Origin of the sequence: Pseudomonas sp. RC4D1, assembly GCF_018390395.1 — a bacterium.
Taxonomy (GTDB): domain Bacteria; phylum Pseudomonadota; class Gammaproteobacteria; order Pseudomonadales; family Pseudomonadaceae; genus Aquipseudomonas; species Aquipseudomonas danubii.
Genome location: NZ_JAHBAW010000002.1, coordinates 1424557 through 1447608, shown reverse-complemented (window position 1 = coordinate 1447608; position 23052 = coordinate 1424557). Strand labels below are relative to the sequence as shown.

The following is a 23052-nucleotide window of genomic DNA, read 5'->3' as shown; positions in this document are numbered from 1 at the left end:
CTGACTTGCTGAAGTCGGCCAAGCGCTGAAGCTCTATCGTCCAGCTCTTGTGCAAAGACGAGCGTGGTCCGATGTTCTATCTACTGCTGGCACTTTTTGGTTGCGTGACGGGTATCAGCGCCGTGCTGTTCGGTTTTGGCGGCGGATTTGTAGTGGTGCCGCTGCTGTACTGGATGCTGCTGGGCAGCCAGGGGGCGGACTCGGCGGCAGGGCAGTCGGCGATGCATGTCGCAGTGGCTACCTCGACTTGCGTGATGATCGTCAATGCCCTGGTCGCTAGCCGTCGACACCATCAGGCGGGCAATCTTGTTCGCCACTACCTGTGGCCGCTGGGGGGCTATATAGGGCTGGGGGCTATCTTGGGTGCGGCAGCGGCCATGTGGGTCAGTGGCGAAGTGCTTCGCTATGCCTTTATCGCCTACCTGGGAATCACCGTTGCTGACTGCCTGCTGCGACGTGGTTTTCTTGAACCGTCCCAAGGGCAGGAGGCGCGTCTTCTTGGAGCCCGCGAAACGCTCTTTGGCGGTGTAGGAATAGGTGTTGTCGCCACCTTTCTCGGCGTAGGTGGCAGTGTCATGACGGTGCCCCTATTGCGCCGTTGCGGTCTGTCCATGACCCAGGCCACCGCAATGGCCAATCCTCTGAGCGTGCCTGTGGCGTTGGCGGGAACGGTCACCTACATGGCCCTGGCCGGTTTCAGCTCGTTCGATCTCGGCCCCTGGTTTGTCGGTTATGTCGACCTGCTGGCGTTCTCGGTACTGACCCTCGGCTCGTTGCTGGGCATCCGCCTGGCCACTTCCTGGATTGGCAGAATTCCCGACCGTGTACATGCAAGGGTGTATATCGGTCTGTTGTTGCTGGTGCTGTTCAGCATGTGTGTGAAGGGCTAGGAGCGTCACGCTTGGTGGCTCGATTGTCCTTGTCCGCAGATCCATAATTGCCCGCTGCTGAATGCTGGCTTGGCTGACCGTGTTTTCGGCTTTTTCATACAAGGGAGCTTCCATGTTCAACGGATTGATCCAATGCACAGCCGACGGCTGGCAGGGGCGGTGGTCAGGAAGCATCCAGGGGCTGTGGCCCTGGAGTTGCCCAAGCGGTGAAACCGTAGGGGGCTATTTTGCTTCCAGGCCCGGTGCCTCGCGAATCACGAAATGGTCCAGGTTCTCGATATTGGCGCTGAACACCCCGAAGGTCGCTTCGGGGTTTTTCTTGCTCGGCACCTGCTTGAGTGTCGGGGTGACGCCATAGAAGAAGCAGTACAACTCACGCTGGCTGTCGATGGCGCCCTTGATCTCTTCAAGGAAGGCTTTGCGCTTGCGGTAGTTGTCGACCAGTTTCTTGCTCAGGTAGACGTTGACTGAATAAGGCTTCTTCTTGGCTTCTCCCTCTTCCTTGAACCAGACCTTGTGCTCGAAGTCGATGCGAAAGCTCTGGGTGTAGTCCTTGATTTCCTTGATCTTGCCCCAGTAGATCAGCCCCTTGTTATCCAGCAGGTACTCGATCTTCTTGAAGAACGAGGCGTAGGACGCTGTGTGCTCGCCGATCTTCAACGGCATGCGCTTGAGCAGTTCCTTGTCGTCGATATTCGACACGAAGCATTCCACCGGGTGAGCGAAGACGCTGGTCTTGTCCGGGGTTGTATCGCGCCCGGCGTGGGGCGTTTGCAAGCTGGCGGGCGTCACTGGCGGGTTATTTCCAGGTGTCTGCGGCGCTGCTGTCGGGTTGGCCGGTCGGCGCAGGTATTCGCGGCGGGTCAGCAGCAGCTCCGAAGGGAAGTGCTCCTCGCGATCATCCTCGACTGCAGCCCCTTCGATGCTGCCGGGGCTTTTGCTGATCCCGTAAGGGCAGCCTTCTATATGAAGAGTGCTGGGCAGGTTCTTGAAATGCGGAGTGCGGATGTAATTGACGTTCTTGGCATTGAAGGTGCCCAGTTGATTGGCGGCATCGAACGCTGCGCGACAGTCATCGTTGGGGCACTGGAAGCTTTCCTTGGCCGAGTCGAAGACCAGGGTTTCATCGAAGTTCAGATCCCGCACGTCATAGATCGACAACTTTTCGTCGAGGCTGATGCAGTAGGCGGTATCGAATTTCATGAGCGCTTTGATCCTTAAGCGGGGGAGGGAACTTTATAACGGCAGGTCTTGAAGCCTGCACGCACTTTAATGAGCCGGGCCTTGTAGATGAAGCAGGTGCGGATTTGCGCGGCCAATAAAAAAGCCCTGACCAAGTCAGGGCTTCTTGTTTGTTTCATCGATCCGGGAATTAATCCCAGCTCAATGCACCGCCAGTCTGATACTCGATCACGCGGGTCTCGAAGAAGTTCTTCTCTTTCTTCAAGTCCATGATCTCGCTCATCCATGGGAACGGGTTGGTGGTACCTGGGTACTCTTCCTTCAAACCGATCTGCGACAGGCGACGGTTGGCGATGAACTTGAGGTAGTCCTCCATCATCGCCGCGTTCATGCCCAGTACGCCGCGCGGCATGGTATCGCGAGCGTATTCGATTTCCAGTTGGGTGCCCTGGAGAATCATCTGGGTGGCTTCTTCCTTCATCTCGGCATCCCACAGGTGCGGGTTTTCGATCTTGATCTGGTTGATCACGTCGATGCCGAAGTTCAGGTGCATGGATTCGTCGCGCAGGATGTATTGGAACTGCTCGGCGACACCGGTCATCTTGTTGCGACGGCCCATGGACAGGATCTGGGTGAAGCCGCAATAGAAGAAGATGCCTTCCAGAACGCAGTAGTAGGCGATCAGGTTGCGCAGCAGTTCCTTGTCGGTGTCGACGGTGCCGGTTTCGAACTTCGGATCGGAGATCGAACGGGTGTACTTCAGGCCCCAGGCAGCTTTCTTCGCGACCGAAGGAATCTCGTGGTACATGTTGAAGATCTCGCCTTCATCCATGGCCAACGATTCGATGCAGTACTGATAGGCGTGGGTGTGGATCGCCTCTTCGAACGCCTGGCGCAGGATGTACTGGCGGCATTCCGGGTTGGTGATCAGGCGGTACACGGCCAATACCAGGTTGTTGGCAACCAGGGAGTCGGCGGTGGAGAAGAAGCCCAGGTTGCGCATGACGATGCGACGTTCGTCGTCGGTCAGGCCTTCCGGGTTTTTCCACAGGGCGATGTCGGCGGTCATGTTGACCTCTTGCGGCATCCAGTGGTTGGCGCAGCCGTCGAGGTACTTCTGCCAGGCCCAGTCGTACTTGAACGGTACCAACTGGTTGAGGTCGGCGCGGCAGTTGATCATGCGCTTTTCGTCAACGGCGACACGAGCGGAAGAGCCTTCCAGTTCAGCCAGGCCTTCGGCGATATCGAGCTGGTCCAGGGACGCCTTGGCGCGGGCCACGGCAGCGGAGTCGCTGGCAGTCACGGCGCGTGCTTCAAGAGCGGCGGCACCACCGGCGCTGTCGAGGCGGTCCATGTTGGCTTCGGTAGCGTGGCCGGCGTTGGCGCCTTTGACTGCAACTTCGCCTTCTTCTTTGTCGAATTCGTCCCAGCTCAGCATGACGTGTCGTCTCCTGCTTGAGGGCCAGATGCCCGTGTGAAAACAAAAGGGTTGGCTTTTCACACGGCGCTACTGGCCGCGTTAAATCATTGGAAATCGTTTGTTGCAGCAGTGAACGCAGGCAATAAACAGAAATACGTGTTCGGGTGCCTTGAAGCTGCTGTCGGGCGGAACTGAGGGGCTCGGCTCCGGCGCGGGATTCAGCAGGTCGTTTTCATCCGGTAAGGGAATGTTGCGGGCCCGTTTTGAGGACGCATTATAAGGATATTTTCAGGGCCGTGGGGCGACCGATGGGCGCAGGCGGGCCCAAGAAGGAGGGGGACTGAGAGCAAAGCGCGGGTTTACAAGGCTTTGGCCGTTGAAGATTTTTTTTCAGGCTCGAAAAAAATATTCTCGAGTGGCCAAAAAATAGCCAATTTTACTAGATGTTGTGTTTTTGCAAGCCTTTTTCAGGTTTTGAACACAACTCGAATCGTCCGGTTTTGTCGCTGAAAATCTCCTGGCAGAGGTCTTCAAGGTCGGCGGGATTGCCCTCGCCGAAGTCGTCAGCCGAGAGGCTCAAAAGGTCGTTGGCAGTGCCATGAGCAGGCCATCAACCACAGCAGGAAAAATGCGTGCGATTGCCGTGCTCGCACGTCGTCAAGGTGGAGCCTTTCACTGCCCTTGGGCGGGTCGTTGTCGGGCTTCTTTGCCGCAAGAGGGATTTCTTGCGGCCGGCAGTCATCAAGGTCTATGCAATGAACTTGGCTATTAGCCGTTAGAACAACCGTTGCCCATTACGCGGTATTGAAGAATATGCCGCTGACCGTGGGAGTCTTCATATTCCATGCGCGCTGGTACAACTTCGCATACTTCTGGAACTTCGCTCATGGAGATAACTTTGGCGATATCCAGGTCAGTGGAGTAAGTGTATTCCTCTACCGGTACTTGCTGCTGGGCGACATCAGTCGGGATCTCATCAGCCATCGCGGTAACGCACAGACTGCTGAGGGCCAGAACTAATAAAGCTTTCATTTGCGTTTTACCTTTCTAAGGTCGTGTGGGGTCACGCAGCCTTTGTGGGGCTGCGTGTGGAACTTGAGTAGAAGTTTGATTAACTGCCTTCGTGGGGGCTGCAACTTGGTTAATCAGATTGCCTGTTTGGCGAGACGGATTTTAGGCCCGGGGCCGGCGGCCATATAGGCGTACTTTTGATAAACACCTTTGACAGTTTTTGTAACAATCCCCGAAAAAGGCCTGTCTGCAGGTCTGTTTGAACATTTTTATCCGCGGTGAATATCGCTGTAAGCAGCGTTCTTGAAGGGTTGCGGCAAATATCAGGGTATTTCGCAGGGGGTTGTTACTACCATCGTCGAATGGTTCTATAGGCGCCCCCCGGCTACAACGGGGTCATACAAAAACAACTATGTCACCGAGGTAAGAAAGATGAGTGCGGCTTCTCTGTATCCCGTTCGTCCCGAGGTTTTGGCCAATACGCTGACTGACGAGGCGACCTACAAGGCCATGTACCAGCAGTCGGTCGTGAACCCGGACGGTTTCTGGCGCGAACAGGCCAAGCGTCTCGACTGGATCAAGCCTTTTACCACGGTGAAGCAGACCTCCTTCGACGACCACCACGTGGATATCAAGTGGTTCGCCGATGGCACCTTGAACGTCTCCTACAACTGTCTGGATCGCCATCTCGCCGAACGTGGCGATCAGATCGCGATCATCTGGGAAGGCGACGATCCTTCCGAAAGCCGCAACATCACCTACCGCGAACTGCATGAAGAAGTCTGCAAGTTCGCCAACGCCCTGCGCGGCCAGGACGTGCACCGCGGTGACGTGGTGACTATCTATATGCCGATGATCCCCGAAGCGGTGGTGGCCATGCTGGCCTGTACCCGTATCGGCGCGATCCATTCGGTGGTGTTCGGTGGCTTCTCGCCTGAGGCGCTGGCCGGTCGCATTATCGACTGCCGTTCGAAAGTGGTGATCACTGCCGACGAAGGCATCCGGGCGGGCAAGAAGGTGCCGCTCAAGGCCAATGTCGACGACGCCCTGACCAATCCGGAAACCAGCAGTATCCAGAAAGTCATCGTGTGCAAGCGCACCGGTGGCGACATCAAGTGGAACCAGCACCGCGACATCTGGTACGAAGACCTGATGAAAGTGGCCGGCAGCGTCTGTGCACCGAAAGAGATGGGTGCCGAAGAAGCGCTGTTCATCCTTTACACCTCCGGCTCCACCGGCAAACCCAAGGGCGTGCAGCACACCACTGGCGGTTACTTGCTCTATGCGTCGCTGACCCATGAGCGGGTGTTCGACTACCGTCCGGGTGAAGTCTACTGGTGCACCGCCGACGTCGGCTGGGTCACCGGCCACACCTATATTGTCTATGGCCCCTTGGCCAACGGCGCCACCACTGTGCTGTTCGAAGGTGTGCCCAACTACCCGGACGTGACCCGGGTGGCGAAGATCGTCGACAAGCACAAGGTCAACATCCTCTACACCGCTCCGACCGCGATCCGCGCCATGATGGCTTCGGGTACCGCCGCCTGTGAAGGCGCCGACGGCAGCAGCCTGCGCCTGCTGGGGTCGGTGGGCGAGCCGATCAACCCGGAAGCCTGGGATTGGTACTACAAGAACGTCGGCCAATCCCGTTGCCCGATCGTCGACACCTGGTGGCAGACCGAAACCGGCGCCACTCTGATGAGCCCGCTGCCGGGGGCGCATGCCCTGAAGCCGGGTTCTGCAGCACGTCCGTTCTTCGGCGTGGTCCCGGCCCTGGTAGACAACCTGGGCAACATCATCGAAGGCGCGGCCGAGGGCAATCTGGTGATCCTCGACTCCTGGCCGGGCCAGGCGCGGACCCTGTACCGCGATCATGATCGTTTCGTCGATACCTACTTCAAGACCTTCCGTGGCATGTACTTCACTGGTGACGGCGCTCGTCGTGATGAAGACGGCTACTACTGGATCACCGGTCGCGTGGACGATGTACTCAACGTGTCCGGGCACCGCATGGGGACCGCCGAGATCGAAAGTGCCATGGTCGCTCACCCTAAAGTTGCCGAAGCGGCGGTGGTGGGCGTGCCTCACGACATCAAGGGCCAGGGCATCTATGTCTATGTGACCCTCAATGGCGGCGAAGAACCGAGCGAAGCCCTGCGTCTGGAGCTGAAGAATTGGGTGCGCAAGGAGATCGGGCCGATCGCCTCGCCGGATGTCATCCAATGGGCGCCGGGCCTGCCGAAAACGCGTTCCGGGAAGATCATGCGGCGAATCCTGCGCAAGATTGCCACGGCGGAGTACGACGGTCTGGGCGATATCTCCACCTTGGCTGACCCAAGTGTGGTGCAGCATCTGATTGATACCCACAAGACCATGAACGTCGCCTGAGGCGGGTTCCGAGTCATCCAGCCCCGCCCGGCCTTGTGCCGGGCGGGGCTTTTTTATGGCCACGTGATGCGCCGGCAAGCTGATTGCTGCGGGGCTGCGTGGTTGTTGCAGGGGGTTGGCTTGTCAGCGAAGAGGGGCGAATAAATATCGGATATTTCCGGCGAGCGCATACGAATGTTACCGATGTTGCCGAAGATGTAACCCCGCGCTCACTTTCGGGGCAATGGGAAACGCCCGGCCCTATTTCGGGGCCTTTTATACCCTTATAAAAAATAAGTCATCACGCTGCGCTTGCCGGAATAGAAGGCTTTGCGAATAATAGGCCCGCAATTTGCAACATAGATCGGTTTACTGTCTTTTGCTCTTGCATAGATTTGAAGAGCTGTCAATGTGCTGCCCCGGCATTCTCAATGCTTCTGTAATTTGTTGTCGCATTGAGGAAATATCGGCTTCCAGCCTGTCGTTAGAATGCCGGTCACTCGCTCGTCGCTGCCTGTGTGTGAGTCCTCTGCGGAGTTCCCAGGACGCAGCGCGGCAATTCAGGTTTCACCCATTCGCATATTGGGCTGTCGCTCACTCTGCCGTTTTCGCCCTTTACCGATGGAGTTCTAAGATGAAGAAACTCGTGCTTCTTGGCGCCCTGGCACTGTCCGTGCTGTCCTTGCCGACTTTCGCCGATGAAAAGCCGCTGAAAATTGGTATCGAAGCGGCTTACCCTCCGTTTGCCTCCAAGGCGCCGGATGGCAGCATCGTCGGTTTCGACTACGACATCGGCAATGCCCTGTGCGAAGAGATGAAGGTCAAGTGCGTATGGGTCGAGCAAGAGTTCGATGGCCTGATCCCGGCGCTGAAAGTGCGCAAGATCGACGCCATCCTCTCGTCCATGTCGATCACTGACGATCGCAAGAAGTCCGTGGACTTCACTAACAAGTACTACAACACTCCGGCCCGTCTGGTGATGAAGGCCGGTACCCAGGTCAGCGATGGCCTGGCTGAGCTCAAAGGCAAGAATATCGGCGTACAGCGTGGCTCGATCCACGAGCGTTTCGCTCGTGAAGTCCTGGCGCCGCTGGGTGCACAGATCAAGCCTTACGGCTCGCAGAACGAAATCTACCTGGATGTGGCGGCCGGTCGCCTCGACGGCACCGTGGCGGACGCTACGCTGTTGAATGACGGCTTCCTGAAAACCGACGCCGGCAAAGGCTTCGCCTTCGTCGGTCCGGCTTTCACTGACGTCAAATACTTCGGCGATGGCGTAGGGATCGCTGTGCGCAAGGGTGACAAGGCCGATCTGGACAAGATCAACGCCGCCATCGCTGCCATTCGTGAGAATGGCAAGTACAAGCAAATCCAGGACAAGTACTTCGACTTCGACATTTACGGCAAGTAAGACCGTCGAAACAGTCAGTCCGAGATGGCGCAAGCAGCAGAATCTCTGAAGTTTGCGCCATTTTTTCATCCCAATTTTCGAGGACCTGAATCATGTTGAAAGGCTACGGGGCTGTCATCCTCGATGGCGCTTGGCTGACGCTTCAGCTCGCCTTGTCGTCCATGGCCCTGGCCATTGTTCTGGGTCTGATCGGGGTCGCGTTGCGCCTCTCGCCGGTGCGCTGGCTGGCCTGGCTCGGCGATCTGTATTCCACGGTGATCCGTGGCATTCCCGATCTGGTGCTGATCCTGCTGATCTTCTACGGCGGCCAGGACCTGCTGAACCGTGTGGCGCCGCTGCTGGGCTACGACGATTACATCGATCTCAATCCGCTGGCCGCCGGTATCGGCACCCTGGGCTTTATCTTCGGTGCCTACCTGTCGGAAACCTTCCGTGGCGCCTTCATGGCGATTCCCAAGGGGCAGGCCGAAGCGGGCATGGCTTACGGCATGAGCAGCTTCCAGGTGTTCTTCCGGGTGATGGTGCCGCAGATGATTCGCCTGGCGATTCCCGGCTTCACCAACAACTGGCTGGTGCTGACCAAGGCTACCGCGCTGATTTCGGTGGTGGGCCTGCAAGACATGATGTTCAAGGCCAAGCAGGCGGCAGACGCCACTCGCGAGCCTTTCACCTTCTTCCTCGCAGTGGCGGCCATGTACCTGGTGATCACCAGTGTTTCGTTGCTGGCATTGCGTCACCTTGAGAAGCGCTACTCGGTAGGCGTAAGGGCGGCTGATCTATGATCTTCGACTACAACGTCATCTATGACGCCTTGCCGCTGTACTTCAGCGGCTTGCTGACCACTCTGAAGCTGTTGGCACTGTCGCTGTTCTTCGGTTTGCTGGTGGCCTTGCCCCTGGGGCTGATGCGGGTGTCCAAGCAGCCATTGGTGAACATGAGCGCCTGGCTCTACACCTATGTAATCCGTGGCACGCCGATGCTGGTGCAGTTGTTCCTGATCTACTATGGCCTGGCCCAGTTTGAAGCGGTGCGTGAGAGTTTCCTCTGGCCCTGGCTGTCCAGTGCGACCTTCTGTGCCTGCCTGGCCTTTGCCGTCAACACCAGCGCCTACACCGCAGAAATCATCGCCGGCAGCCTCAAGGCCACGCCTAACGGTGAGATCGAAGCGGCCAAGGCCATGGGCATGTCGCGCTACAAGATGTATCGCCGCATTCTCCTGCCATCGGCCCTGCGCCGGGCTCTGCCGCAGTACAGCAACGAAGTGATCATGATGCTGCAGACCACCAGTCTGGCCTCCATCGTGACCCTGATCGACATCACCGGCGCGGCGCGCACGGTCAACGCGCAGTACTACCTGCCGTTCGAGGCCTATATCACTGCGGGTGTGTTCTATCTGTGCCTGACGTTCATCCTGGTGCGCTTGTTCAAGCTGGCCGAAGGCCGCTGGCTGCGCTACCTGGCACCGCGGAAGCACTGATATGCAGCGTATCGATCATCCATTGCCCTGGAGCCACCTGGGCAGCGAACGCAGCATCTCGGTGTTCCGTTTCGGCAGTGGCGAGCGCAAGGCCTATATCCAGGCCAGTCTGCATGCCGACGAGTTGCCCGGCATGCGCACCGCCTGGGAGCTGAAAAAGCGCCTGGCCGAACTGGAAGCCGAGGGTGCCCTCAACGGTGTTATCGAACTGGTGCCCGTGGCCAATCCGCTGGGGTTGGGGCAGTTGCTGCAAGGCAATCACCAGGGGCGTTTCGAGGCCGGCAGCGGCAAGAACTTCAACCGCGACTTCGTCGAGTTGAGCGGGCCTGTGGCCCAGCGCCTGGAAGGGCGCCTGGGGGATGATCCTCACGCCAATGTGCGCTTGATCCGTCAGGCCATGAGCGAGGTGCTGTCCGAGTTGCCACCGGCTGCAAGTCAGCTGCAGGGCATGCAGCGGGTGCTCCTGAGTCATGCCTGCACGGCGGATGTGGTGCTGGACCTGCATTGCGATACCGAGGCGGCGCTGCATATGTACGCCTTGCCGCAGCATTGGCCGCAGTGGCGCTCCCTGGCGGCGCACCTGGATGTGAAGGTCGGGTTGCTGGCGGAAGATTCCGGTGGCAGTTCGTTCGATGAAGCCTGCTCGCTGCCCTGGTTGCGTCTGTCGCAACAGTTTCCCGAGGCGCAGATCCCCTTGGCCTGCCTGGCCACCACTCTGGAACTGGGCGGTCAGGCCGACACCGGGCGTCCTCAGGCCGAGGCGCATGCCGCTGGCATCCTGGCGTTTCTCGCCGAGCAGGGGCTGATCGCCGGTGAGTGGCCGGCGCCCGGGCGTGAAGCCTGTGAAGCCATGCCGTTTGAAGGCACCGAATTGCTGTATGCGCCGCACCCCGGCGTGGTGAGCTTTCTGCGTCCGGCCGGTAGCTGGGTAGAAGTGGGCGAACCGATTTTTGAAGTGATTGATCCCCTATCCGATCGGGTCAGTACGGTGTGTGCTGGCACCAGCGGCGTGTTGTTCGCCGTTGAGCGGCTGCGTTATGCCCAACCCGGTTTCTGGCTGGCCAAGGTGGCGGGGCGCGAAGCGCTGCGTCACGGGCGCTTGCTCAACGACTGACTGTTTTTGTGAGAACCGACCGCATGTACAAACTTGAAGTCCAAGACCTGCATAAGCGCTATGGCAGTCACGAAGTGCTCAAGGGTGTGTCCCTGAAGGCCGCAGCTGGCGATGTGATCAGCATCATCGGCTCCAGTGGCTCGGGCAAAAGTACCTTTTTGCGCTGCATCAACCTGCTGGAGCAGCCCCATGCCGGCAAGATCCTGCTGAACAACGAAGAGTTGAAGCTGGTGGCCAACAAGGACGGTGCCTTGAAGGCCGCCGATCCCAAGCAGTTGCAGCGCATGCGTTCGCGCCTGTCGATGGTGTTCCAGCACTTCAACCTGTGGTCGCACATGACCGCCATTGAAAACATCATGGAAGCACCGGTGCATGTGCTGGGTGTGTCCAAGGCCGAGGCTCGCGAGAAGGCCGAGCATTACCTGGCCAAGGTGGGTGTGGCGCACCGCAAGGACGCTTACCCGGGGCACATGTCCGGCGGTGAGCAGCAGCGCGTGGCTATCGCCCGGGCTCTGGCCATGGAGCCGGAAGTCATGCTGTTCGACGAGCCGACCTCGGCCCTGGACCCTGAGCTGGTGGGTGACGTGTTGAAGGTCATGCAGGCCCTGGCCCAGGAAGGCCGGACCATGGTGGTGGTGACTCACGAGATGGGCTTTGCCCGTGAGGTCTCCAACCAGTTGGTGTTCCTGCACAAAGGCGTGGTGGAAGAAAGCGGCAACCCGCGGGAAGTGCTGGTGAACCCGCAATCAGAACGTTTGCAACAATTCCTCTCCGGCAGCCTCAAGTAATAGCTGCCGTTATGCACCAAATTAGGTCATGCTGCGCACCGCGCGCCAGATGGTCTAACTTGGTGCTGCCGCCCTTGGCTTCTAACACTGTTTTCGTTTCGGATTGCCCGCCATGACTGCCCATCGAATTGGTTTCCTGATTTGGCCCAGCACTAAAGCCTTGACGCTGGCGCTGGCCGAGGAGGCCTTGCGTGTTGCCCAGCGGGTGCACCCGGACGTGGTCTATGAGCTGGCATTCCTGCAGGCCGAAGCGCCAGTCGAAGGCGCCTGGCAACTGCCGGGGGAGCCTTGGGCGGGCAAGCTTGAAGGTTGTCAGAAGTTGTTCCTGCTGGCCGATGAGCCGCCGGCACCGATGAGTTCGACCCTCAGTAGCGCCCTCAAGCAGCTGGTGCGTGCCGGCTGTGTGATTGGGGGGTTGTCCGCCGGGGTTTACCCGCTGGCCCAACTGGGTCTGCTCGATGGTTATCGGGCGGCGGTGCACTGGCGCTGGCAGGACGATTTTGCCGAACGTTTCCCCAAGGTCATTGCCACCAGCCATCTATTCGATTGGGATCGTGATCGCCTGACGGCCTGTGGCGGCATGTCGGTGCTGGATCTGTTGCTGGCGGTGCTGGCGCGCGATCACGGTGCCGAGCTGGCCGGTGCGGTGTCGGAAGAACTGGTGGTGGAGCGCATCCGCGAGGGCGGCGAGCGTCAGCGGATTCCGCTGCAGAACCGTCTGGGTTCCAGCCATCCGAAGCTGACTCAGGCCGTGCTGCTGATGGAGGCCAATATCGAAGAACCGCTGACCACCGACGAAATTGCCCAGCATGTCTGTGTGTCCCGACGTCAGTTGGAGCGGATCTTCAAGCAATACCTGAATCGGGTGCCCAGCCAGTATTACCTGGAGCTGCGCCTGAACAAGGCCCGACAGATGCTGATGCAGACCAGCAAGTCGATCATTCAGATCGGCCTGTCCTGCGGCTTCTCCTCCGGTCCGCACTTCTCCAGTGCCTACCGCAATTTCTTTGGCGCCACTCCCCGTGAAGATCGCAATCAACGGCGCAGCAGCAGCCCGTTCGAACTCTCCTCCGTACCCGCCGAGCGCGGCTGACCCCGTCCGTTAGGCGTCGGCTTGCCGGCCAATCCCACGGGCAACCCGCTCCCCGCGCAACATCCCGATCGACGCCTTGTTATCGCAATGCCGATAACCTTTTCGAGATTTGGGTCCGCTCGCCACGTAACTATCTGAATAGCAACCTGGATAACTACCTGGGTAATTACCTTGGGCAAATTGCCCGGCGAATCTGCCGCTAGAGCCTTGCGCAGTTTAAACTGCGCCTTTGCGACGCTATTTGTCGCATTGCCATAAACCCGCGTAAAACCTGGGTTGGCGCTATAAGAAGTTGTCGCTTGGCGACAAGGCCGGGCACAAAACTGTCCTTACAATCCCTCCATCGCTCGCCAGTTTCAGGCGGGTGTTCCTCTTCAGGAGACTCCGATGTCCGTTGAGCAAGCTCCGGTGCAACGCGCCGATTTCGACCAGGTGATGGTTCCCAACTACGCACCTGCGGCTTTCATTCCTGTGCGCGGCGCGGGGTCTCGAGTCTGGGATCAGTCGGGACGGGAGCTGATCGACTTCGCCGGCGGCATCGCGGTCAACGTACTGGGCCACGCCCATCCGGCGCTGGTGGGGGCTCTGACCGAGCAGGCCAATAAACTGTGGCATGTGTCCAACGTGTTCACCAACGAGCCGGCCCTGCGTCTGGCCCATAAGCTGATCGACGCCACCTTCGCTGAGCGCGCGTTCTTCTGTAACTCCGGTGCAGAAGCCAACGAGGCCGCCTTCAAGCTGGCCCGTCGCGTGGCTCACGATCGTTTCGGTGCCGAGAAGTACGAAATCATCGCCGCGCTGAACAGCTTCCATGGGCGCACCCTGTTCACTGTGAATGTCGGTGGCCAGTCGAAGTATTCCGATGGCTTCGGTCCGAAAATCACCGGCATCACCCATGTGCCGTACAACGACCTGGCTGCTCTGAAGGCCGCGGTTTCCGACAAGACCTGCGCCGTGGTGCTGGAGCCGATCCAGGGCGAAGGCGGCGTGCTGCCGGCCGAACTGGCCTATCTGCAGGGCGCTCGCGAGCTGTGCGATCAGCACAACGCGCTGTTGGTGTTCGACGAAGTACAAACCGGCATGGGCCGCAGCGGTGAGCTGTTTGCCTACCAGTATTACGGCGTGACTCCGGACATCCTCACCAGCGCCAAGAGCCTGGGCGGCGGTTTCCCGATCGCGGCGATGCTGACCACCGAAGCGCTGGCCAAGCACCTGGTGGTTGGCACCCACGGCACCACCTACGGCGGCAACCCGCTGGCGTGTGCCGTGGCCGAGGCGGTGATCGATGTGATCAACACCCCCGAGGTGCTCAATGGCGTGAAGGCCAAGCACGATCGCTTCAAGACCCGTCTGCTGCAGATCGGCGAGAAGTACGGCCTGTTCACTGAAGTCCGCGGCCTGGGCCTGTTGCTCGGTTGCGTGCTCAGCGAAGCCTGGAAAGGCAAGGCCAAGGACGTGTTCAACGCCGCCGAGAAAGAAGGCCTGATGATTCTGCAAGCAGGTCCCGACGTGGTGCGCTTTGCCCCGAGCCTGGTGATCGAGGATGCCGATATCGACGCCGGCCTGGACCGCTTCGAGCGCGCCGTGGCGAAACTGACTCAAGCCTGATCCAGGTAGCAGTACTTCTCGGCGTCGGCTTTAGTGGCCGGCGTCGAGCCTAATTCCTGTGCCGGGCTGTCCCGGCATTTTTTTCCCTGAGTCGGACGGTTTCCGACCTGTTTTAGAGTAAGGAGTGACACCATGCTGGTGATGCGCCCCGCGCAAATGGCTGATCTGGGCGAGGTACAGCGTCTGGCTGCAGACAGCCCGATTGGTGTCACCTCCTTGCCGGATGATGTGGACCGCCTGAGCGACAAGATCGCTGCAAGCGAGGCTTCGTTCGCTGCTGAAGTGAGCTTCAACGGTGAGGAAAGCTACTTTTTCGTCCTGGAAGACACCGACAGCGGCAAGCTGGTGGGGTGTTCGGCCATCGTCGCGTCCGCCGGTTATTCCGAGCCGTTCTACAGCTTTCGTAATGAAACCTTTGTCCATGCGTCCCGCGAGCTGAAGATCCATAACAAGATCCACGTCCTGTCCCAGTGCCACGACCTGACCGGCAACAGTCTGTTGACCAGTTTCTATGTGGTGCCGGAACTGGTGGGATCGCCCTGGTCGGAGCTCAACTCCCGGGGCCGCCTGCTGTTCGTTGCCAGCCACCCGGAGCGTTTCGCCGATTCGGTGGTGACCGAGATCGTCGGCTACAGCGATGAGCACGGTGATTCGCCGTTCTGGGACGCCATCGGGCGTAATTTCTTCGACCTCAACTACGCTGAGGCCGAGCGCCTGTGCGGCCTGAAGAGCCGGACCTTCCTTGCCGAGCTGATGCCCCATTATCCGATTTACGTGCCGCTGCTGCCGGACGCTGCCCAGGAAGCCATGGGCCAGGTGCATCCGCGGGCGCAGATCACCTTCGACATCCTGATGCGCGAAGGTTTTGAAACCGATCACTACATCGACATTTTCGACGGCGGCCCGACCTTGCATGCACGGGTTTCGGGTATCCGCTCCATTGCCCAGAGCCGCGTGGTGCCAGTGAAGATTGGCGAAGCGCTCAAGGGCGGTGGTCGTCAGTACCTGGTGTCCAACGGTCAGTTGCAGGATTACCGCGCGGTGTTGCTGGAGCTGGATTACGCCCCGGGCAAACCAGTGACCCTGGATCTGCAAGCCGCCGAAGCCCTGGGCGTCGGCGAAGGTGCCAGCGTGCGCCTGGTGGCGGTTTAAAGCCTGCTTCCATTACCTGGAAAGCATGCCTGGAAAGCAGCGAGTTTCGCGCAGGCCATCAGCGGCCTGCGTCTGAGGAGATAGCATGATCGTTCGTCCCGTACGCAGCAGCGATTTACCCGCGCTGATCGACCTGGCCCGCAGCACCGGCACCGGCCTCACCACCTTGCCGGCCAACGAAGAGCGCCTGACTCACAGGGTTGGCTGGGCGGAAAAGACCTTTCGCGGCGAAGCCGAGCGTGGCGATGCGGACTACCTGTTCGTACTGGAAGACGACAACGGCCGGGTGGTGGGGATTTCCGCCATCGCTGGCGCCGTCGGCTTGCGCGAGCCCTGGTACAACTTCCGGGTCGGCCTGACGGTCAGCGCCTCCCAGGAGCTGAACATCTACCGTGAGATCCCCACGCTGTTCCTGGCCAATGACCTGACCGGCAACTCCGAGCTGTGCTCGCTGTTCCTGCATGCCGATTACCGCACCGGCCTCAATGGCCGCATGCTGGCCAAGGCGCGGATGCTGTTCATCGCCGAATTCCCGCAACTGTTCGGCAACAAGATCATTGCCGAGATGCGCGGCATGTCCGATGAAAATGGTCGTTCGCCATTCTGGGAGAGCCTGGGCCGGCACTTCTTCAAGATGGAGTTCAGCCAGGCGGATTACCTGACCGGGGTCGGCAACAAGGCGTTCATCGCCGAGCTGATGCCCAAGTTTCCGCTGTACACCTGCTTCCTGTCCGAGGATGCACGCAACGTGATCGGCAAGGTCCACACCGACACCGAGCCGGCCCTGGCCATGCTCAAGAGTGAAGGTTTCAGCTACCAGGGCTATGTCGACATCTTCGACGCCGGCCCGGCGGTGGAGTGCGAGACCAGCAAGATCCGCGCGGTACGTGACAGCCAGGCATTGGTGCTGGCCATCGGCACCCCGGGCGACGACGCCACGCCGTTCCTGATCCACAACCGCAAGCGCGAGGACTGCCGCATCACCGCGGCGCCTGCACGCTTCGCTGCGGGCACCCTGGTGGTTGATCCTCTGACCGCCAAGCGCCTGCAACTCAACGCCGGCGACCAGGTCCGCGCGGTTCCGCTGTCTGCTTCTCGGGAGTCGAAATAATGAGCACGCTGTACATCGCAGGCCAATGGCTGGCCGGCCAGGGCGAAGCCTTCACCTCGGTCAATCCGGTGACCCAGGCGGTTATCTGGTCCGGTAACGGCGCCACGGCCGCGCAAGTGGAAAGCGCTGTGCAGGCCGCCCGCCAGGCGTTTCCGGCCTGGGCCAAGCGCTCTCTGGAAGAGCGCATCGGCGTGCTCGAGGCCTTTGCCGCCAGCCTGAAGGCGCGGGCCGATGAACTGGCCCGCTGCATCGGTGAGGAAACCGGCAAGCCGCTGTGGGAAGCCGCCACCGAAGTCACCAGCATGGTCAACAAGATCGCCATCTCGGTGCAGAGCTACCGCGAGCGCACCGGCGAGAAGAGCGGCCCCTTGGGCGACGCCACCGCTGTGCTGCGACATAAGCCTCACGGCGTGGTGGCGGTGTTCGGCCCTTACAACTTCCCGGGGCACTTGCCTAACGGGCACATCGTTCCCGCGCTGCTGGCGGGCAACAGCGTGCTGTTCAAACCCAGCGAGCTGACGCCGAAAGTCGCCGAGCTGACGGTCCAGTGCTGGATCGAAGCCGGTTTGCCAGCAGGCGTCCTCAACCTGCTGCAAGGCGCCCGGGAAACCGGTATCGCCCTGGCTGCCAATCCGGGTATCGATGGCTTGTTCTTCACCGGCTCCAGCCGCACCGGCAATCATCTGCACCAGCAATTTGCCGGGCGTCCGGACAAGATCCTGGCGCTGGAAATGGGCGGCAACAACCCGCTGGTGGTGGATCAGGTCGCTGATCTGGATGCGGCGGTGTACACCATCATCCAATCGGCCTTCATTTCAGCCGGCCAGCGCTGCACTTGCGCCCGCCGCCTGCTGGTGCCACAAGGCGCCTGGGGTGATGCGTTGCTGGCGCGCCTGGTGGCGGTCAGCGCAAGCATTGATGTCGGTGCGTATGACCAGCAGCCGGCGCCGTTCATGGGTTCGGTGATTTCCCTGGGCGCCGCTCGCGCGCTGATGGATGCGCAGCAGCAACTGTTGGCCAATGGCGCCGTGGCCTTGCTGGAAATGACCCAGCCCCAGGCTCAGGCCGCCTTGCTGACCCCAGGCATTCTGGATGTGACGGCAGTGGCTGAGCGTCCCGATGAAGAGCTGTTCGGGCCTTTGCTGCAAGTGATCCGCTACGCTGATTTCGATGGGGCCATTGCCGAGGCCAACAACACTCAGTACGGCCTGGCTGCCGGTCTGTTGTCGGATTCTGCCGAGCGTTACCAGCAGTTCTGGCTGCAGAGCCGTGCCGGGATCGTCAACTGGAACAAACAGTTGACCGGTGCCGCCAGCAGCGCGCCGTTTGGTGGTGTTGGGGCTTCGGGCAACCATCGGGCCAGTGCCTATTACGCGGCGGATTACTGCGCGTATCCGGTGGCTTCCCTGGAAACCCCGAGCCTGGTGCTGCCGAGCGCGTTGACGCCGGGTGTGCGCTTGTCCTGATTCGAGAGGCCTTTATGGCCTCTTCGCCGGCCAGCCGGCTCTTGCAGATCTGTAGGAGCCGGCCGGCTGGCGAACGAGCGCGAAACGCGCGCCCTGTGTAGATACCGATGCCTATAACAAACAGATTCGTGGAGCCTCGCTGATGAAATCCTATGAAGTCAATTTTGACGGTCTAGTGGGGCCGACCCATAACTACGGCGGTTTGTCCTACGGCAACGTCGCCTCCCAGAGCAACAGCCAGCAGGGCTCCAATCCCAAGGAAGCGGCGCTGCAGGGCCTGGCGAAAATGAAAGCGCTGATGGAAATGGGCTTCCAGCAAGGCGTGCTCGCCCCGCAGGAGCGGCCTGATGTTGCGGCCTTGCGCAAACTGGGTTTTGCCGGGACTGATGCACAAGTCATCCAGCAAGCCGCCCAGCAGGCGATGCCCTTGCTGGTCGCCAGTTGCTCGGCATCGAGCATGTGGGTGGCCAACGCCGCCACTGTCAGCCCGAGTGCCGACACCGCCGATGGCCGCGTGCATTTCACCGCCGCCAACTTGAACTGCAAATACCACCGCAGCATCGAGCACCCGACCACCAGCCGCGTGCTGGGGGCGATGTTCGCCGACCAGAAACACTTTGCCCATCACGCCGCGTTGCCGGCGGTGGCGCAGTTCGGTGATGAAGGGGCGGCTAACCACACCCGCTTCTGCCGTGATTACGGCCAGGCCGGTGTCGAGTTCTTCGTCTTCGGTCGCAGCGCGTTCGACAACCGCTACCCGGCGCCGCAGAAGTACCCGGCGCGTCAGACTCTGGAAGCCTCGCAAGCCGTGGCGCGTCTGCATGGCCTGAGCGAGGAGGGTGTGGTCTATGCCCAACAGAATCCCTCGGTGATCGACCAGGGCGTGTTCCACAACGACGTGATCGCCGTGGGCAACGGCGAGGTGCTGTTCTATCACGAGGACGCCTTCCTCGAGACCGAGAAGATGCTCGCCGAACTGCAGGGCAAACTGGGCAAGCGCGGCGGCAACTTCCAGTCGATTTGTGTGCCGCGCTCGCAGGTGACGGTGGAAGATGCCGTGCGCTCCTACCTGTTCAACAGCCAACTGCTGTCCCGTGCCGATGGTTCGATGCTGCTGATCGTGCCGGAAGAATGCCGCAGCAACGAGCGAGTCTGGCAGTACCTGCAAAGCCTCACCAGCTCAGGTGGCCTGATCCGCGAAGTGAAGGTTTTCGATCTCAAGCAGAGCATGCAGAACGGCGGTGGCCCGGCTTGTCTGCGTCTGCGAGTGGCTCTGAATGAAACCGAGCTGGCGGCAGTCAATCCTGGGGTTATCATGACCGCGCCGTTGTACGACACCCTGACCCAATGGGTCGGCAAGCACTACCGCGACCGCCTCAGTGAAAGTGATCTGGCGGACCCGCAGTTGTTGCTTGAATGCCGGACGGCACTGGATGAACTGACGCAAATCCTTAAACTGGGCGCGGTTTATCCCTTCCAGATCAATTGAAAGCCCGCGCCCGGCGATCCCGGGCGCGCCGCTTCACCCCAGATGAGAACGACCCCCATGAGCGATACCCTGCAACTGATCCTTGAAGACACCGACGGCACCCAACTGCAAACCTCCTGCACCCGCTTCGCGGTGCTGTGGCAGGGCAAGGAAGTGTGGATCCAGCAGGACGGCCGTGGCCAATTGCTGATCGGCGTGGACGTGGAAGAGGGCGATGCCGAATACGCCAGCCTGTTGCTGCGTCCCCTGGCAACCAATCTGGTCAGCCTGCAACTGGAAATGGAACCGGCCGACGCTGGTGAAGATGATCACGTGCATGGCCCTGACTGCGGTCACGCTCACTAAGGAAGCCGCTTTATGCTCGCCCTCGGCAAACTGCTTGAACTGACCCTCGCCGGCCGTGAACCGGCAGAGAAGACTCAACTGACTGTCGACGGCGTGCGCATGCGCTGGCTGAGCGAGGGCGCCCTGGAAGTACGGCCGCCCGAAGCTCGGGATAACGGTCTGGACCTGTTGCTGTCCGCCGGTATCCACGGCAACGAGACAGCCCCCATCGAGCTGCTCGACCGTTTGTTGCATGACATTGCCCGGGGCGACTTGAAGCCCAGGGCGCGCATTCTGTTCCTGTTCGGCAACCCCGAGGCCATGCGCCGTGGCGAGCGATTCGTCGAGCAGGACGTCAACCGGCTGTTCAACGGCCGGCATGAATTGAGCAGCGGTTTCGAAGCCTTGCGGGCTTGCGAGCTGGAACGTCTGGCGGCGAGCTTCTTCAACCTGCCGGGGCGCGAACGCCTGCATTACGATCTGCACACGGCGATCCGTGGCTCGAAGATCGAACAGTTTGCCCTCTATCCGTGGAAGGATGGGCGCCAGCATTCGCGCCGTGAACTGGCGCGCCTGCGGGCGGCGGGTATGGAGGCGGTGCTGCTGCAGAACAAGCCTTCCATTGTCTTCAGCGCCTACACCTACGATCAGCTGGGGGCCGAGTCCTTCACCCTGGAGTTGGGCAAGGCACGGCCGTTCGGGCAGAACCAGGGGGTCAATGTCGAGCGCCTGGAAACCCGCCTCAAGCACATCATCGAAGGCACCGAGCCAGAGCCCGAACAGGACACCCTCGATGGCTTGAAACTGTTCAGCGTGGCGCGGGAAATCATCAAGCACAGCGACAGCTTCCACCTGCATTTGCCGGCGGACGTCGAGAACTTTTCCGAGTTGGAAGTGGGTTACCTGCTGGCCGAGGATATCGCCCAGACCCGTTGGGTCATCGAGGAAGAGGGCGCGCGGATCATTTTTCCCAATCCCAAGGTCAAGAACGGCCTGCGTGCGGGGATTCTGATTGTGCCGGCATCGGCTGACGGCCTGGCCTGAAGGATCGCTCGCCGGCAAGCCGAGCCCCCGCAGGAGCCAGCTTGCCGGCGATACCGCTAACGCTTAAACCGCTACCGCACGCTGCTCGTTACGGCGCAGGGCGCGAACTTTCTGCAGGGTATCGGCGCAGGTCTTTGCCGCTTCCTGGCCCTTGTGCACGAAGTGCTCGAAGAAGAACTTCTGATGCTCTTCGCCTGCGTGGAAGTGATGCGGGGTCAGCACCACGGAGAATACCGGCACTTCGGTTTCCAACTGCACCTGCATCAGGCCGCTGATCACCGATTGGGCGACGAACTCATGGCGGTAGATGCCGCCGTCCACCACCAGCCCCGCAGCGACGATCCCGGTGTAGCGACCGGACTTGGCCAGCAGTTTGGCGTGCAGAGGAATCTCGAAGGCGCCGCCGACTTCGAAGAAGTCGATATCGCTTTCCTGATAACCCTGGGCGAGCATTTCCGCGACGAACCCCTGGCGGCTCTGATCGACGATTTCCTTGTGCCAGCAGGCCTGGATAAAGGCGACGCGCTCGTTGGGGTGGTGTTTGCTTTTGCTATCGATTGCGGTGGGTTGCATCTGTTCTGACTCCTGTTTGTATGAAAAACAGGGCGTATATGAATCGAATGGGATTTAAGGGTGCGCGCAGAACGGCCGTGGATTTCCCACGAGCTACCCGGCAGCGGCCCTTTGGCGCCAATCCCGTTCTCTCTTCATCCGGACTATGACCGTCGGCCCCGGAATCACACCGGGTCTGCTGACCTTGTCGTCACCTGTGGACTTGCCACGGGCATCGCCAAGCGCTCGCGGGCTATGCACATTGCGCGCAATTACCGCCGGTGGGGAATTACACCCCGCCCTGAGAACGATTGCCCGCGAGTTTTTCGCGGGCGGTGAGTTTTTAACACAGATTTGGCGGGGAAGCATTGTGCCTTTTGGATAATGTTCATCAGATTTTTCACCCTGTAGCACAAGGTTTTCTACAGTTGCTGCTTGATTAATCGGCCGTGGGGCCGCAGTAATTCGTTTCGAAAGGGAATTCCCCCTGTTCAGCGCGGACCTTGCGGTCCCTCGTAGTTGGAGCCAGATGTGATGAGCGTGATCGATCTTCGTAGTGACACCGTGACCCAGCCGACTCCCGGCATGCTCGAGGCCATGGCTTGCGCCCGTACCGGAGACGATGTCTACGGCGAAGACCCGACGGTCAATCAGTTGGAGGCGGAACTGGCACAACGCCTGGGATTTGCCGCGGCCCTGTTTGTACCTTCCGGCACCATGAGCAATCTGCTGGCCTTGATGGCTCACTGCGAGCGAGGCGATGAGTACATCGTCGGCCAGCAGGCCCACACCTATAAATATGAAGGAGGTGGTGCCGCAGTGCTGGGATCGATCCAGCCTCAGCCGCTGGAGCTCCAGGCCGACGGTTCCCTGGACCTGGATCAGGTGGCGGCCGCGATCAAGCCCGATGACTTTCATTTTGCACGCACACGCTTGCTGGCCCTGGAAAACACCATGCAGGGCAAGGTGCTGCCCTTGGCTTACCTGGCTCAGGCCCGGGCCTTTACCCGTGAGCGGGGGCTGGCCCTGCATTTGGATGGTGCGCGCTTGTATAACGCGGCGGTGAAGCTAGGGGTGGATGCCCGGGTGATCACCGAACACTTCGATTCGGTATCGGTGTGCCTGTCCAAGGGACTCGGTGCGCCAGTGGGCTCGGTGTTGTGTGGCTCTCGTGAACTGATCGGCAAGGCGCGGCGCCTGCGCAAGATGGTCGGTGGTGGCATGCGCCAGGCCGGTGGGCTGGCGGCAGCGGGGCTGTATGCCCTGGAGCATCAGGTACAGCGTCTGGCGGATGACCATGCCAATGCGCAGCTGCTGGCCCAGGGGCTGAGCCAGGCGGGCTTCAGTGTCGAGCCGGTGCAGACCAATATGGTGTATGTGCAGATGGGGGATAGGGCCGAAGCCCTCAAGGCGTTCGCCGCTGAGCGAGGGATCAGCCTCAGTGCCGCGTCACGGCTGCGTCTGGTAACCCATTTGGATGTCAGTTCCGGGCAAATCGAACAAGTGGTGTGCACTTTTGCCGAGTTTTCCCGTAACTGACAGTGTTCTCCGTC

Annotated in this window: 20 protein-coding genes and 1 riboswitch; of the genes, 16 read left to right on the top strand and 4 right to left on the bottom strand. The window is 60.2% G+C overall.

Annotated features, from left to right (window positions below):
* The first annotated feature begins 71 nt into the window (after positions 1–71).
* Positions 72–890: a sulfite exporter TauE/SafE family protein gene (locus KHO49_RS22180; RefSeq protein WP_213665829.1), complete on the top strand. Its 819-nt coding sequence runs from the start codon at positions 72–74 to the stop codon at positions 888–890.
* A gap of 222 nt (positions 891–1112) precedes the next feature.
* Here KHO49_RS22180 and KHO49_RS22175 read toward each other — a convergent pair whose 3' ends face one another.
* The 3 genes from KHO49_RS22175 to KHO49_RS22165 all read right to left on the bottom strand — a co-directional run bounded on the left by KHO49_RS22175 (position 1113) and on the right by KHO49_RS22165 (position 4524).
* Positions 1113–2093, bottom strand: coding sequence for a hypothetical protein (locus KHO49_RS22175; RefSeq protein WP_213665828.1), 981 nt, complete (start codon positions 2091–2093; stop codon positions 1113–1115).
* A gap of 169 nt (positions 2094–2262) precedes the next feature.
* Entirely contained in the window at positions 2263–3510 is a 1248-nt protein-coding gene (locus tag KHO49_RS22170; protein ID WP_011062780.1) for a ribonucleotide-diphosphate reductase subunit beta, read from the bottom strand.
* 750 nt (positions 3511–4260) lie between these two features.
* Positions 4261–4524, bottom strand: a complete 264-nt coding sequence (locus KHO49_RS22165; protein WP_016968107.1) for a DUF2790 domain-containing protein — start codon at positions 4522–4524, stop codon at positions 4261–4263.
* 411 nt (positions 4525–4935) lie between these two features.
* Between KHO49_RS22165 and acs the strand changes: the two genes are divergently transcribed.
* The 14 genes from acs (at position 4936) to astE (ending at position 20947) form a co-directional block, all read left to right on the top strand.
* Entirely contained in the window at positions 4936–6891 is a 1956-nt protein-coding gene (gene acs / locus KHO49_RS22160) for an acetate--CoA ligase (protein WP_016968106.1), read from the top strand.
* A 613-nt stretch (positions 6892–7504) separates the two neighbouring features.
* Positions 7505–8281 carry an L-arginine-binding protein AotJ gene (aotJ, locus tag KHO49_RS22155; RefSeq protein ID WP_102860678.1) on the top strand — a complete coding sequence of 259 codons (777 nt, stop codon included), beginning with the start codon at positions 7505–7507 and terminating at the stop codon, positions 8279–8281.
* A gap of 92 nt (positions 8282–8373) precedes the next feature.
* Entirely contained in the window at positions 8374–9063 is a 690-nt protein-coding gene (locus tag KHO49_RS22150) for an ABC transporter permease (protein ID WP_016968104.1), read from the top strand.
* Positions 9060–9758 carry an ABC transporter permease gene (locus tag KHO49_RS22145; protein WP_102860679.1) on the top strand — a complete coding sequence of 233 codons (699 nt, stop codon included), beginning with the start codon at positions 9060–9062 and terminating at the stop codon, positions 9756–9758. Before KHO49_RS22150 ends, KHO49_RS22145 begins: the two co-directional genes overlap by 4 nt.
* A 1-nt stretch (position 9759) precedes the next feature.
* Entirely contained in the window at positions 9760–10872 is a 1113-nt protein-coding gene (locus KHO49_RS22140) for a succinylglutamate desuccinylase/aspartoacylase family protein (RefSeq protein WP_110594762.1), read from the top strand.
* A 23-nt stretch (positions 10873–10895) separates the two neighbouring features.
* Positions 10896–11660 carry an ABC transporter ATP-binding protein gene (locus KHO49_RS22135; protein WP_011062773.1) on the top strand — a complete coding sequence of 255 codons (765 nt, stop codon included), beginning with the start codon at positions 10896–10898 and terminating at the stop codon, positions 11658–11660.
* 112 nt (positions 11661–11772) lie between these two features.
* Complete coding sequence (gene argR, locus KHO49_RS22130; protein ID WP_102860681.1) at positions 11773–12753, top strand: transcriptional regulator ArgR; 981 nt, start codon at positions 11773–11775, stop codon at positions 12751–12753.
* 387 nt (positions 12754–13140) lie between these two features.
* Entirely contained in the window at positions 13141–14361 is a 1221-nt protein-coding gene (locus KHO49_RS22125; RefSeq protein WP_102880594.1) for an aspartate aminotransferase family protein, read from the top strand.
* 132 nt (positions 14362–14493) lie between these two features.
* Positions 14494–15513, top strand: coding sequence for an arginine/ornithine succinyltransferase subunit alpha (gene aruF / locus KHO49_RS22120; RefSeq protein ID WP_102860683.1), 1020 nt, complete (start codon positions 14494–14496; stop codon positions 15511–15513).
* 85 nt (positions 15514–15598) lie between these two features.
* A complete protein-coding gene (astA, locus tag KHO49_RS22115; protein ID WP_016968175.1) occupies positions 15599–16624 on the top strand; it encodes an arginine N-succinyltransferase in 1026 nt (341 codons plus the stop codon).
* On the top strand, positions 16621–18090 hold the full coding sequence (astD, locus tag KHO49_RS22110) for a succinylglutamate-semialdehyde dehydrogenase (protein WP_180988438.1): 1470 nt from the start codon (positions 16621–16623) through the stop codon (positions 18088–18090). Before astA ends, astD begins: the two co-directional genes overlap by 4 nt.
* A 142-nt stretch (positions 18091–18232) precedes the next feature.
* Positions 18233–19579, top strand: a complete 1347-nt coding sequence (astB, locus tag KHO49_RS22105) for an N-succinylarginine dihydrolase (RefSeq protein ID WP_102860685.1) — start codon at positions 18233–18235, stop codon at positions 19577–19579.
* A 57-nt stretch (positions 19580–19636) separates the two neighbouring features.
* Positions 19637–19924 (top strand): topoisomerase II, encoded by a 288-nt coding sequence (locus tag KHO49_RS22100; protein WP_102860686.1) that lies wholly within the window; start codon positions 19637–19639, stop codon positions 19922–19924.
* Positions 19925–19936: 12 nt separating this feature from the next.
* The gene (gene astE, locus KHO49_RS22095) at positions 19937–20947 is read left to right on the top strand and encodes a succinylglutamate desuccinylase (RefSeq protein WP_102860687.1); all 1011 of its coding nucleotides are present in this window, start codon (positions 19937–19939) and stop codon (positions 20945–20947) included.
* Positions 20948–21010: 63 nt separating this feature from the next.
* Here astE and KHO49_RS22090 read toward each other — a convergent pair whose 3' ends face one another.
* Positions 21011–21520 carry a 6,7-dimethyl-8-ribityllumazine synthase gene (locus tag KHO49_RS22090; protein ID WP_102880592.1) on the bottom strand — a complete coding sequence of 170 codons (510 nt, stop codon included), beginning with the start codon at positions 21518–21520 and terminating at the stop codon, positions 21011–21013.
* 121 nt (positions 21521–21641) lie between these two features.
* A riboswitch (FMN riboswitch) is annotated at positions 21642–21812 on the bottom strand.
* A 221-nt stretch (positions 21813–22033) separates the two neighbouring features.
* Between KHO49_RS22090 and ltaE the strand changes: the two genes are divergently transcribed.
* Positions 22034–23038, top strand: coding sequence for a low-specificity L-threonine aldolase (gene ltaE, locus KHO49_RS22085; RefSeq protein WP_213665827.1), 1005 nt, complete (start codon positions 22034–22036; stop codon positions 23036–23038).
* The last annotated feature ends 14 nt before the right edge of the window (positions 23039–23052 follow it).

What these genes read in the sequence shown, in the direction of transcription:
- KHO49_RS22100 (WP_102860686.1), top strand. Translation starts at nt 19,637, where the DNA reads ATGAGCGATACCCTGCAACTGATCCTTGAAGACACCGACGGCACCCAA.
- ltaE (WP_213665827.1), top strand. Translation starts at nt 22,034, where the DNA reads ATGAGCGTGATCGATCTTCGTAGTGACACCGTGACCCAGCCGACTCCC.
- acs (WP_016968106.1), top strand. Translation starts at nt 4,936, where the DNA reads ATGAGTGCGGCTTCTCTGTATCCCGTTCGTCCCGAGGTTTTGGCCAAT.
- astA (WP_016968175.1), top strand. Translation starts at nt 15,599, where the DNA reads ATGATCGTTCGTCCCGTACGCAGCAGCGATTTACCCGCGCTGATCGAC.
- KHO49_RS22140 (WP_110594762.1), top strand. Translation starts at nt 9,760, where the DNA reads ATGCAGCGTATCGATCATCCATTGCCCTGGAGCCACCTGGGCAGCGAA.
- astE (WP_102860687.1), top strand. Translation starts at nt 19,937, where the DNA reads ATGCTCGCCCTCGGCAAACTGCTTGAACTGACCCTCGCCGGCCGTGAA.
- KHO49_RS22150 (WP_016968104.1), top strand. Translation starts at nt 8,374, where the DNA reads ATGTTGAAAGGCTACGGGGCTGTCATCCTCGATGGCGCTTGGCTGACG.
- aruF (WP_102860683.1), top strand. Translation starts at nt 14,494, where the DNA reads ATGCTGGTGATGCGCCCCGCGCAAATGGCTGATCTGGGCGAGGTACAG.
- KHO49_RS22165 (WP_016968107.1), bottom strand. Translation starts at nt 4,524, where the DNA reads ATGAAAGCTTTATTAGTTCTGGCCCTCAGCAGTCTGTGCGTTACCGCG.
- KHO49_RS22145 (WP_102860679.1), top strand. Translation starts at nt 9,060, where the DNA reads ATGATCTTCGACTACAACGTCATCTATGACGCCTTGCCGCTGTACTTC.
- aotJ (WP_102860678.1), top strand. Translation starts at nt 7,505, where the DNA reads ATGAAGAAACTCGTGCTTCTTGGCGCCCTGGCACTGTCCGTGCTGTCC.
- KHO49_RS22180 (WP_213665829.1), top strand. Translation starts at nt 72, where the DNA reads ATGTTCTATCTACTGCTGGCACTTTTTGGTTGCGTGACGGGTATCAGC.
- KHO49_RS22135 (WP_011062773.1), top strand. Translation starts at nt 10,896, where the DNA reads ATGTACAAACTTGAAGTCCAAGACCTGCATAAGCGCTATGGCAGTCAC.
- KHO49_RS22175 (WP_213665828.1), bottom strand. Translation starts at nt 2,093, where the DNA reads ATGAAATTCGATACCGCCTACTGCATCAGCCTCGACGAAAAGTTGTCG.
- KHO49_RS22170 (WP_011062780.1), bottom strand. Translation starts at nt 3,510, where the DNA reads ATGCTGAGCTGGGACGAATTCGACAAAGAAGAAGGCGAAGTTGCAGTC.
- astB (WP_102860685.1), top strand. Translation starts at nt 18,233, where the DNA reads ATGAAATCCTATGAAGTCAATTTTGACGGTCTAGTGGGGCCGACCCAT.
- argR (WP_102860681.1), top strand. Translation starts at nt 11,773, where the DNA reads ATGACTGCCCATCGAATTGGTTTCCTGATTTGGCCCAGCACTAAAGCC.
- KHO49_RS22090 (WP_102880592.1), bottom strand. Translation starts at nt 21,520, where the DNA reads ATGCAACCCACCGCAATCGATAGCAAAAGCAAACACCACCCCAACGAG.
- KHO49_RS22125 (WP_102880594.1), top strand. Translation starts at nt 13,141, where the DNA reads ATGTCCGTTGAGCAAGCTCCGGTGCAACGCGCCGATTTCGACCAGGTG.